4 tRNA genes and 6 rRNA genes are annotated in these 12,459 nt (G+C 44.8%); all 10 read left to right on the forward strand.

Annotation, left to right across the window (positions count from 1 at the left end):
* Window positions 1-360 precede the first annotated feature (360 nt).
* The 10 genes from ACJ5H0_RS22885 to rrf (ACJ5H0_RS22930) all read left to right on the forward strand — a co-directional run bounded on the left by ACJ5H0_RS22885 (window position 361) and on the right by rrf (ACJ5H0_RS22930) (window position 12,402).
* Window positions 361-1,877 (forward strand): 16S ribosomal RNA (locus ACJ5H0_RS22885).
* A gap of 214 nt (window positions 1,878-2,091) precedes the next feature.
* Window positions 2,092-2,165: transfer RNA gene (locus ACJ5H0_RS22890), tRNA-Ile, on the forward strand.
* 86 nt (window positions 2,166-2,251) lie between these two features.
* Window positions 2,252-2,325: transfer RNA gene (locus ACJ5H0_RS22895), tRNA-Ala, on the forward strand.
* 172 nt (window positions 2,326-2,497) lie between these two features.
* A 23S ribosomal RNA gene (locus ACJ5H0_RS22900) occupies window positions 2,498-5,253 on the forward strand.
* A gap of 161 nt (window positions 5,254-5,414) precedes the next feature.
* Window positions 5,415-5,523, forward strand: a 5S ribosomal RNA gene (gene rrf / locus ACJ5H0_RS22905).
* 1,716 nt (window positions 5,524-7,239) lie between these two features.
* Window positions 7,240-8,756, forward strand: a 16S ribosomal RNA gene (locus tag ACJ5H0_RS22910).
* A gap of 214 nt (window positions 8,757-8,970) precedes the next feature.
* Window positions 8,971-9,044, forward strand: a tRNA-Ile gene (locus ACJ5H0_RS22915).
* 86 nt (window positions 9,045-9,130) lie between these two features.
* A tRNA-Ala gene (locus tag ACJ5H0_RS22920) sits at window positions 9,131-9,204 on the forward strand.
* A gap of 172 nt (window positions 9,205-9,376) precedes the next feature.
* Window positions 9,377-12,132: ribosomal RNA gene (locus ACJ5H0_RS22925) — 23S ribosomal RNA — on the forward strand.
* A 161-nt stretch (window positions 12,133-12,293) separates the two neighbouring features.
* Window positions 12,294-12,402 (forward strand): 5S ribosomal RNA (gene rrf, locus ACJ5H0_RS22930).
* Together the 16S, 23S and 5S rRNA genes with 4 tRNA genes alongside form the textbook arrangement of a ribosomal RNA operon.
* Window positions 12,403-12,459: the final 57 nt, after the last annotated feature.

A 12,459-nucleotide genomic window follows, 5' to 3' on the forward strand; every position in this document is an offset into this window, starting at 1 on the left:
AGATAGTAGGTAGCGCAGAAGAGGGTAATTATAAACGAAGATTTAAAAAAATAAATAATAATTTATTTTGAAAATTGAGAAAAGTTTGTATCTTTGCAGTCCCAATTAAGGGAGCGCGGAGTAAAATTGAGATAAGTGTTAGAGAGGGATTAAGGTTACATAAAAAACTTTAAAATTTTCTTCAAAAACATTTGGTCAGTTCAGAAACATTAATTACTTTTGCACTCGCAAATCTAAAGCAAAAACGACAGAAAGAAAGCTTTAGAGAAAAGCGGAAGAAAAGAGATCATTGAAATACAATATAACAACCAAGTAAGGAAAAACTAAAGCGTCAAAACTTTGAGTGAGTCAGACAAACATACAATGGAGAGTTTGATCCTGGCTCAGGATGAACGCTAGCGGGAGGCCTAACACATGCAAGCCGAGCGGTATAGATCTTTCGGGATCTAGAGAGCGGCGCACGGGTGCGGAACACGTGTGCAACCTACCTTTATCAGGGGGATAGCCTTTCGAAAGGAAGATTAATACCCCATAATATATTTGATGGCATCATTAGATATTGAAAACTCCGGTGGATAGAGATGGGCACGCGCAAGATTAGATAGTTGGTGAGGTAACGGCTCACCAAGTCAATGATCTTTAGGGGGCCTGAGAGGGTGATCCCCCACACTGGTACTGAGACACGGACCAGACTCCTACGGGAGGCAGCAGTGAGGAATATTGGACAATGGGTGAGAGCCTGATCCAGCCATCCCGCGTGAAGGATGACGGCCCTATGGGTTGTAAACTTCTTTTGTATAGGGATAAACCTACCCTCGTGAGGGTAGCTGAAGGTACTATACGAATAAGCACCGGCTAACTCCGTGCCAGCAGCCGCGGTAATACGGAGGGTGCAAGCGTTATCCGGATTTATTGGGTTTAAAGGGTCCGTAGGCGGACTCGTAAGTCAGTGGTGAAATCTCATAGCTTAACTATGAAACTGCCATTGATACTGCGGGTCTTGAGTAAGGTAGAGGTAGCTGGAATAAGTAGTGTAGCGGTGAAATGCATAGATATTACTTAGAACACCAATTGCGAAGGCAGGTTACCATGTCTTAACTGACGCTGATGGACGAAAGCGTGGGGAGCGAACAGGATTAGATACCCTGGTAGTCCACGCCGTAAACGATGCTAACTCGTTTTTGGGTTTTCGGATTCAGAGACTAAGCGAAAGTGATAAGTTAGCCACCTGGGGAGTACGAACGCAAGTTTGAAACTCAAAGGAATTGACGGGGGCCCGCACAAGCGGTGGATTATGTGGTTTAATTCGATGATACGCGAGGAACCTTACCAAGGCTTAAATGGGAAATGACAGGCTTAGAAATAGGCTTTTCTTCGGACATTTTTCAAGGTGCTGCATGGTTGTCGTCAGCTCGTGCCGTGAGGTGTTAGGTTAAGTCCTGCAACGAGCGCAACCCCTGTCACTAGTTGCCATCATTCAGTTGGGGACTCTAGTGAGACTGCCTACGCAAGTAGAGAGGAAGGTGGGGATGACGTCAAATCATCACGGCCCTTACGCCTTGGGCCACACACGTAATACAATGGCCAGTACAGAGGGCTGCTACCAGGCGACTGGATGCTAATCTCGAAAGCTGGTCTCAGTTCGGATTGGAGTCTGCAACTCGACTCTATGAAGCTGGAATCGCTAGTAATCGCGCATCAGCCATGGCGCGGTGAATACGTTCCCGGGCCTTGTACACACCGCCCGTCAAGCCATGGAAGTCTGGGGTACCTGAAGTCGGTGACCGTAACAGGAGCTGCCTAGGGTAAAACAGGTAACTAGGGCTAAGTCGTAACAAGGTAGCCGTACCGGAAGGTGCGGCTGGAACATCTCATTTTAGAGCGTTGAAGAACGTTAAACAAAATAAAGGTACTTAAGTGTACCATGTACTTACTTAAAGAGAAGCTTTAGTTTTTTATTTGGTTGATATATAAAAAAATACAACACCCACTAGAAATTAGTAAAGGGAAGAGAGACAAGAGGAAAGATAGAAGAAGAAAGACCATGTAAGTCTGATATCTGGGATCTTGAATCTGCAAGTCTAACAAGACAGTCTCGTAGCTCAGCTGGTTAGAGCGCTACACTGATAATGTAGAGGTCGGCAGTTCGAGCCTGCCCGAGACTACTAATTATAAGACGGGAAGAGATCAGATATAAGACATGAGACATTAAGTCTGAGATCTAGGATCTGATATCTGAAGTCTACTAGAGGGGGAATTAGCTCAGCTGGCTAGAGCGCCTGCCTTGCACGCAGGAGGTCAAGGGTTCGACTCCCTTATTCTCCACAGTTTGTATATGTAAAAAAGAAGCATGTAAACCTCATGACGAGAGCCGTCATTGATACATGAATACGTTTTACATTAATACAGAAGAAATAAAGATCATTGACATTAACGGTAAAGACATCACAAAGAGAAAACCGAGCACTTATAAGTGCTTGAGTAACCTAAAAATAGGAAAGAAATCGTTAAGGGCGTATGGCGGATGCCTAGGCTTTCAGAGGCGACGAAGGACGTGGTAAGCTGCGAAAAGCTGCGGGGATTGGCACACACGAATTGATCCGCAGATGTCCGAATGGGGCAACCCAATACATTGAAGATGTATTACCTCGTAAGAGGAGCAAACCCGGAGAACTGAAACATCTAAGTACCCGGAGGAAAAGAAATCGAAGAGATTCCGTAAGTAGTGGCGAGCGAAAGCGGATTAGCCCAAAAGTCTTTATATATTTAGAAGAACGTACTGGAAAGTGCGGCCATAGACGGTGATAGCCCGGTATTCGAAAGGTATATATAGATGATAAATGAGTAGGGCGGGACACGTGAAATCCTGTCTGAATATGGGGGGGACCATCCTCCAAGGCTAAATACTCCTGAAAGACCGATAGTGAACAAGTACTGTGAAGGAAAGGTGAAAAGCACTTCGAATAGAAGGGTGAAATAGAACCTGAAACCGTACGCCTACAAGCGGTCGGAGCCCACAAGTTGGGTGACGGCGTGCCTTTTGCATAATGAGCCTACGAGTTAATTTTACTAGCGAGGTTAAGGACTTCAGGTCCGGAGCCGGAGCGAAAGCGAGTCTGAATAGGGCGTATAGTTAGTAGGATTAGACGCGAAACCTTGTGATCTACCCATGGGCAGGTTGAAGCTCTGGTAACACAGAGTGGAGGACCGAACCGGTTGACGTTGAAAAGTCTTCGGATGACCTGTGGGTAGGGGTGAAAGGCCAATCAAACTGGGAGATAGCTCGTACTCCCCGAAATGCATTTAGGTGCAGCGTTGATTATAAGTTTATTAGAGGTAGAGCTACTGATTGGATGCGGGGGTTTCACCGCCTACCAATTCCTGACAAACTCCGAATGCTAATAAATGTTGATCAGCAGTGAGGGCATGGGTGCTAAGGTCCATGTCCGAGAGGGAAAGAACCCAGACCAACAGCTAAGGTCCCCAAATATATGTTAAGTTGAAGCAACGCGGTTGGACTGCATTGACAGCTAGGATGTTGGCTTGGAAGCAGCCATTCATTTAAAGAGTGCGTAACAGCTCACTAGTCGAGCGGTCCGGCATGGATAATAATCGGGCATAAACATATTACCGAAGCTATGGATTTGTACAATGTACATCTGGTAGGGGAGCATTCTGTTTGCGCCGAAGCAGTATCGTGAGGTATTGTGGAGCGGACAGAAAAGAAAATGTAGGCATAAGTAACGATAAAGGGGGCGAGAAACCCCCTCACCGAAAGACTAAGGTTTCCTCAGCCATGCTAATCAGCTGAGGGTTAGTCGGGACCTAACGCGAACCCGAAAGGGGTAGTGGATGGACAATGGGTTAATATTCCCATACTTGCTCACACTAAAAAGGGGACGGAGTGCCGTACCTGCTGGAGACTGACGGAATAGTCAAGGCCTAGCCTTCGGGCGAAGCTGCTGCAGGGAAAGTGCTTCCAAGAAAAGCCGAAGTGAAGCAACCCGTACCAAAACCGACACAGGTAGTCGAGGAGAGAATCCTAAGGTGCTCGAGTGAGTCGTGGCTAAGGAACTAGGCAAAATAGTCTCGTAACTTCGGAAGAAGAGACGCCATCAGCAATGGTGGCCGCAGTGAAGAGGCCCAGGCGACTGTTTATCAAAAACACAGGACTCTGCTAAATCGAAAGATGCTGTATAGGGTCTGACACCTGCCCGGTGCTGGAAGGTTAAGGAAGGGCGTTAGCGTAAGCGAAGCGTTTGACTGAAGCCCCAGTAAACGGCGGCCGTAACTATAACGGTCCTAAGGTAGCGAAATTCCTTGTCGGGTAAGTTCCGACCTGCACGAATGGTGTAACGATCTGGGCACTGTCTCAGCCACGAGCTCGGTGAAATTGTAGTATCGGTGAAGATGCCGATTACCCGCAATGGGACGAAAAGACCCTGTGAACCTTTACTATAACTTCGTATTGACTTTGAGTAAGTAATGTGTAGGATAGGTGGGAGACTATGAAGCAGGCACGCTAGTGTTTGTGGAGTCAACGTTGAAATACCACCCTTTACTTACTTGGAGCCTAACTTCCTTTAGGAAGGACATTGCGTGGTGGGTAGTTTGACTGGGGTGGTCGCCTCCAAAAGAGTAACGGAGGCTTTCAAAGGTACCCTCAGCACGCTTGGTAACCGTGCGTAGAGTGTAATGGCATAAGGGTGCTTGACTGTGAGACCTACAAGTCGATCAGGTGCGAAAGCAGGACATAGTGATCCGGTGGTTCCGTATGGAAGGGCCATCGCTCATAGGATAAAAGGTACTCCGGGGATAACAGGCTAGTCTCCCCCAAGAGCTCACATCGACGGGGAGGTTCGGCACCTCGATGTCGGCTCGTCACATCCTGGGGCTGGAGAAGGTCCCAAGGGTTGGGCTGTTCGCCCATTAAAGTGGCACGCGAGCTGGGTTCAGAACGTCGTGAGACAGTTCGGTCTCTATCTATTGCGGGCGTTAGATGTTTGAGAGGGCTTGATTCTAGTACGAGAGGACCGAATTGAACAAACCTCTGGTGTATCAGTTGTACCGCCAGGTGCACCGCTGAGTAGCTATGTTTGGAAGAGATAAGCACTGAAAGCATATAAGTGCGAAACTCGCCTCAAGATGAGACATCTTTTAAGGGTCGTGGGAGATGACCACGTTGATAGGCTACAGGTGTAAAGTTGGTAACAGCATAGCCGAGTAGTACTAATTACCCGTAGATTTATAGCCTATAGGTTACACTAATTCAAGTCTTATAAGTGCAATACTGGTTTTGCCTTTGTGATGAAATTTACCGATAAAACAGATGTCAGATACAAGACATCAGATAAGAGACTTTATAATAGGTCTGAAATCTGAAATCTATCCTCTGATATCTTATATACCTTCTTTAGGGTGGTTTTAGCGGTGGGGCTCACCTGTTCCCATTCCGAACACAGAAGTTAAGCCCACCAGCGCCGATGGTACTGCGACAAGCGGGAGAGTAGGTCGCCGCCAGTTTTTATTAAAAGTCTCATACATGAATTTGTATGAGACTTCTTTGTTTTTATACCTATACATATCTATACCTACTACACCATAGCAATAAAAGATAAATGATCATTGATGAATTATAAATGATAAAAGATCAATCATCATTTATCAATCATTATTGATTAACAGACAAATATCAATTAATAGCACTCAATTATCAATCATCACTGATCATTTATGATTCATAGTTAGTAGGTCTTTGTATTTTACTCCGCCAACAACAACAACTAATACTACTACTACTACTACTACTACTACTACTACTACTTTAGGCTCTTTATTCTTTTACAAGCTTTCATCAATAGAGGTGGTCTTTAGCCCTTCAGTAATAGCCTCCAAAATCATAGTGGCTTTAGCCAACTTAAAAACTTTCCATTTTTAATTTTCAACTTTTAGGTTTTAATCATCAATCATCAATAATATCTTAATCAATTATAAATTATTCCATATTGTTATTGCATGCACGGCTTAATGAATTATATGCCTGGAAGAATGACCTTATCCGGAATAAAGATATCCCAATAGTATATTGCAATTGATGAAAAAGCTTTCCTTTAGGAACAGGATCTAAATCCTAGGAAATTTGAGCTCACAGATTTTATCCTACCATCCGGAGCAATACAAGATATAATATGATCTATACTTTAATACCGGGCATAATGATATGGGCTACGAACATCAATATAATAGGAGGGATCATATAAAGATTCTATCTTCTACCTTTACCAGTAATAAGTATGCTGATTTATTATACAGCTATCTATTATGTGCGAAATAAGAGGAGGAAATTTAAATAAAGAATAAAGAATAAAGAATAAAGAATAAAGAATAAAGAATAAAGAATAAAGAATAAAGAATAAAGAATAAAGAATAAAGAATAAAGAATAAAGAATAAAGAATAAAGAATAAATTGATACTTATTGATCTTATAAAATGCTACATCATATTTTTTGTTGTGTTTAAAGCGAATTTATTGCAGTCGTTTTTTAGTCAGATATTTTTTTTTCTTTACTTTTCAGCACTTCATTTTCCATTTTTCTCCTTACTTTTCCCTTTCTACTTCCTCTTTTTCCTGTCTCAACCCTCCATTTTTCCATAGAAAACCCTTCATTTTATAGCTTTTATTTTTTCCCTTTTCCCTTGTTATAGCTGTTTTCTCTTATGTCTTTACCTTTATCACTCTAAACCCAGGAAAAAGCATCGAAATTTTTGAAGTTGCTTATCAGTGAGTTAAGACCAAATATGAACTAAATATGAATTTAAGTATAAAATGATTTGGATTGTGTGGTGAATAAGATGTACTTTTGCCCCACTGAAAACGAGAGATAGTAGGTAGCGCAGAAGAGAGTAATTATAAACGAAGATTTAAAAAAATAAATAATAATTTATTTTGAAAATTGAGAAAAGTTTGTATCTTTGCAGTCCCAATTAAGGGAGCGCGGAGTAAAATTGAGATAAGTGTTAGAGAGGGATTAAGGTTACATAAAAAACTTTAAAATTTTCTTCAAAAACATTTGGTCAGTTCAGAAACATTAATTACTTTTGCACTCGCAAATCTAAAGCAAAAACGACAGAAAGAAAGCTTTAGAGAAAAGCGGAAGAAAAGAGATCATTGAAATACAATATAACAACCAAGTAAGGAAAAACTAAAGCGTCAAAACTTTGAGTGAGTCAGACAAACATACAATGGAGAGTTTGATCCTGGCTCAGGATGAACGCTAGCGGGAGGCCTAACACATGCAAGCCGAGCGGTATAGATCTTTCGGGATCTAGAGAGCGGCGCACGGGTGCGGAACACGTGTGCAACCTACCTTTATCAGGGGGATAGCCTTTCGAAAGGAAGATTAATACCCCATAATATATTTGATGGCATCATTAGATATTGAAAACTCCGGTGGATAGAGATGGGCACGCGCAAGATTAGATAGTTGGTGAGGTAACGGCTCACCAAGTCAATGATCTTTAGGGGGCCTGAGAGGGTGATCCCCCACACTGGTACTGAGACACGGACCAGACTCCTACGGGAGGCAGCAGTGAGGAATATTGGACAATGGGTGAGAGCCTGATCCAGCCATCCCGCGTGAAGGATGACGGCCCTATGGGTTGTAAACTTCTTTTGTATAGGGATAAACCTACCCTCGTGAGGGTAGCTGAAGGTACTATACGAATAAGCACCGGCTAACTCCGTGCCAGCAGCCGCGGTAATACGGAGGGTGCAAGCGTTATCCGGATTTATTGGGTTTAAAGGGTCCGTAGGCGGACTCGTAAGTCAGTGGTGAAATCTCATAGCTTAACTATGAAACTGCCATTGATACTGCGGGTCTTGAGTAAGGTAGAGGTAGCTGGAATAAGTAGTGTAGCGGTGAAATGCATAGATATTACTTAGAACACCAATTGCGAAGGCAGGTTACCATGTCTTAACTGACGCTGATGGACGAAAGCGTGGGGAGCGAACAGGATTAGATACCCTGGTAGTCCACGCCGTAAACGATGCTAACTCGTTTTTGGGTTTTCGGATTCAGAGACTAAGCGAAAGTGATAAGTTAGCCACCTGGGGAGTACGAACGCAAGTTTGAAACTCAAAGGAATTGACGGGGGCCCGCACAAGCGGTGGATTATGTGGTTTAATTCGATGATACGCGAGGAACCTTACCAAGGCTTAAATGGGAAATGACAGGCTTAGAAATAGGCTTTTCTTCGGACATTTTTCAAGGTGCTGCATGGTTGTCGTCAGCTCGTGCCGTGAGGTGTTAGGTTAAGTCCTGCAACGAGCGCAACCCCTGTCACTAGTTGCCATCATTCAGTTGGGGACTCTAGTGAGACTGCCTACGCAAGTAGAGAGGAAGGTGGGGATGACGTCAAATCATCACGGCCCTTACGCCTTGGGCCACACACGTAATACAATGGCCAGTACAGAGGGCTGCTACCAGGCGACTGGATGCTAATCTCGAAAGCTGGTCTCAGTTCGGATTGGAGTCTGCAACTCGACTCTATGAAGCTGGAATCGCTAGTAATCGCGCATCAGCCATGGCGCGGTGAATACGTTCCCGGGCCTTGTACACACCGCCCGTCAAGCCATGGAAGTCTGGGGTACCTGAAGTCGGTGACCGTAACAGGAGCTGCCTAGGGTAAAACAGGTAACTAGGGCTAAGTCGTAACAAGGTAGCCGTACCGGAAGGTGCGGCTGGAACATCTCATTTTAGAGCGTTGAAGAACGTTAAACAAAATAAAGGTACTTAAGTGTACCATGTACTTACTTAAAGAGAAGCTTTAGTTTTTTATTTGGTTGATATATAAAAAAATACAACACCCACTAGAAATTAGTAAAGGGAAGAGAGACAAGAGGAAAGATAGAAGAAGAAAGACCATGTAAGTCTGATATCTGGGATCTTGAATCTGCAAGTCTAACAAGACAGTCTCGTAGCTCAGCTGGTTAGAGCGCTACACTGATAATGTAGAGGTCGGCAGTTCGAGCCTGCCCGAGACTACTAATTATAAGACGGGAAGAGATCAGATATAAGACATGAGACATTAAGTCTGAGATCTAGGATCTGATATCTGAAGTCTACTAGAGGGGGAATTAGCTCAGCTGGCTAGAGCGCCTGCCTTGCACGCAGGAGGTCAAGGGTTCGACTCCCTTATTCTCCACAGTTTGTATATGTAAAAAAGAAGCATGTAAACCTCATGACGAGAGCCGTCATTGATACATGAATACGTTTTACATTAATACAGAAGAAATAAAGATCATTGACATTAACGGTAAAGACATCACAAAGAGAAAACCGAGCACTTATAAGTGCTTGAGTAACCTAAAAATAGGAAAGAAATCGTTAAGGGCGTATGGCGGATGCCTAGGCTTTCAGAGGCGACGAAGGACGTGGTAAGCTGCGAAAAGCTGCGGGGATTGGCACACACGAATTGATCCGCAGATGTCCGAATGGGGCAACCCAATACATTGAAGATGTATTACCTCGTAAGAGGAGCAAACCCGGAGAACTGAAACATCTAAGTACCCGGAGGAAAAGAAATCGAAGAGATTCCGTAAGTAGTGGCGAGCGAAAGCGGATTAGCCCAAAAGTCTTTATATATTTAGAAGAACGTACTGGAAAGTGCGGCCATAGACGGTGATAGCCCGGTATTCGAAAGGTATATATAGATGATAAATGAGTAGGGCGGGACACGTGAAATCCTGTCTGAATATGGGGGGGACCATCCTCCAAGGCTAAATACTCCTGAAAGACCGATAGTGAACAAGTACTGTGAAGGAAAGGTGAAAAGCACTTCGAATAGAAGGGTGAAATAGAACCTGAAACCGTACGCCTACAAGCGGTCGGAGCCCACAAGTTGGGTGACGGCGTGCCTTTTGCATAATGAGCCTACGAGTTAATTTTACTAGCGAGGTTAAGGACTTCAGGTCCGGAGCCGGAGCGAAAGCGAGTCTGAATAGGGCGTATAGTTAGTAGGATTAGACGCGAAACCTTGTGATCTACCCATGGGCAGGTTGAAGCTCTGGTAACACAGAGTGGAGGACCGAACCGGTTGACGTTGAAAAGTCTTCGGATGACCTGTGGGTAGGGGTGAAAGGCCAATCAAACTGGGAGATAGCTCGTACTCCCCGAAATGCATTTAGGTGCAGCGTTGATTATAAGTTTATTAGAGGTAGAGCTACTGATTGGATGCGGGGGTTTCACCGCCTACCAATTCCTGACAAACTCCGAATGCTAATAAATGTTGATCAGCAGTGAGGGCATGGGTGCTAAGGTCCATGTCCGAGAGGGAAAGAACCCAGACCAACAGCTAAGGTCCCCAAATATATGTTAAGTTGAAGCAACGCGGTTGGACTGCATTGACAGCTAGGATGTTGGCTTGGAAGCAGCCATTCATTTAAAGAGTGCGTAACAGCTCACTAGTCGAGCGGTCCGGCATGGATAATAATCGGGCATAAACATATTACCGAAGCTATGGATTTGTACAATGTACATCTGGTAGGGGAGCATTCTGTTTGCGCCGAAGCAGTATCGTGAGGTATTGTGGAGCGGACAGAAAAGAAAATGTAGGCATAAGTAACGATAAAGGGGGCGAGAAACCCCCTCACCGAAAGACTAAGGTTTCCTCAGCCATGCTAATCAGCTGAGGGTTAGTCGGGACCTAACGCGAACCCGAAAGGGGTAGTGGATGGACAATGGGTTAATATTCCCATACTTGCTCACACTAAAAAGGGGACGGAGTGCCGTACCTGCTGGAGACTGACGGAATAGTCAAGGCCTAGCCTTCGGGCGAAGCTGCTGCAGGGAAAGTGCTTCCAAGAAAAGCCGAAGTGAAGCAACCCGTACCAAAACCGACACAGGTAGTCGAGGAGAGAATCCTAAGGTGCTCGAGTGAGTCGTGGCTAAGGAACTAGGCAAAATAGTCTCGTAACTTCGGAAGAAGAGACGCCATCAGCAATGGTGGCCGCAGTGAAGAGGCCCAGGCGACTGTTTATCAAAAACACAGGACTCTGCTAAATCGAAAGATGCTGTATAGGGTCTGACACCTGCCCGGTGCTGGAAGGTTAAGGAAGGGCGTTAGCGTAAGCGAAGCGTTTGACTGAAGCCCCAGTAAACGGCGGCCGTAACTATAACGGTCCTAAGGTAGCGAAATTCCTTGTCGGGTAAGTTCCGACCTGCACGAATGGTGTAACGATCTGGGCACTGTCTCAGCCACGAGCTCGGTGAAATTGTAGTATCGGTGAAGATGCCGATTACCCGCAATGGGACGAAAAGACCCTGTGAACCTTTACTATAACTTCGTATTGACTTTGAGTAAGTAATGTGTAGGATAGGTGGGAGACTATGAAGCAGGCACGCTAGTGTTTGTGGAGTCAACGTTGAAATACCACCCTTTACTTACTTGGAGCCTAACTTCCTTTAGGAAGGACATTGCGTGGTGGGTAGTTTGACTGGGGTGGTCGCCTCCAAAAGAGTAACGGAGGCTTTCAAAGGTACCCTCAGCACGCTTGGTAACCGTGCGTAGAGTGTAATGGCATAAGGGTGCTTGACTGTGAGACCTACAAGTCGATCAGGTGCGAAAGCAGGACATAGTGATCCGGTGGTTCCGTATGGAAGGGCCATCGCTCATAGGATAAAAGGTACTCCGGGGATAACAGGCTAGTCTCCCCCAAGAGCTCACATCGACGGGGAGGTTCGGCACCTCGATGTCGGCTCGTCACATCCTGGGGCTGGAGAAGGTCCCAAGGGTTGGGCTGTTCGCCCATTAAAGTGGCACGCGAGCTGGGTTCAGAACGTCGTGAGACAGTTCGGTCTCTATCTATTGCGGGCGTTAGATGTTTGAGAGGGCTTGATTCTAGTACGAGAGGACCGAATTGAACAAACCTCTGGTGTATCAGTTGTACCGCCAGGTGCACCGCTGAGTAGCTATGTTTGGAAGAGATAAGCACTGAAAGCATATAAGTGCGAAACTCGCCTCAAGATGAGACATCTTTTAAGGGTCGTGGGAGATGACCACGTTGATAGGCTACAGGTGTAAAGTTGGTAACAGCATAGCCGAGTAGTACTAATTACCCGTAGATTTATAGCCTATAGGTTACACTAATTCAAGTCTTATAAGTGCAATACTGGTTTTGCCTTTGTGATGAAATTTACCGATAAAACAGATGTCAGATACAAGACATCAGATAAGAGACTTTATAATAGGTCTGAAATCTGAAATCTATCCTCTGATATCTTATATACCTTCTTTAGGGTGGTTTTAGCGGTGGGGCTCACCTGTTCCCATTCCGAACACAGAAGTTAAGCCCACCAGCGCCGATGGTACTGCGACAAGCGGGAGAGTAGGTCGCCGCCAGTTTTTATTAAAAGTCTCATACATGAATTTGTATGAGACTTTTTTGTTTTATAACTATAC

Origin of the sequence: Chryseobacterium proteolyticum (assembly GCF_046591535.1) — a bacterium.
Classification (GTDB): Bacteria; Bacteroidota; Bacteroidia; order Flavobacteriales; family Weeksellaceae; genus Chryseobacterium; species Chryseobacterium proteolyticum.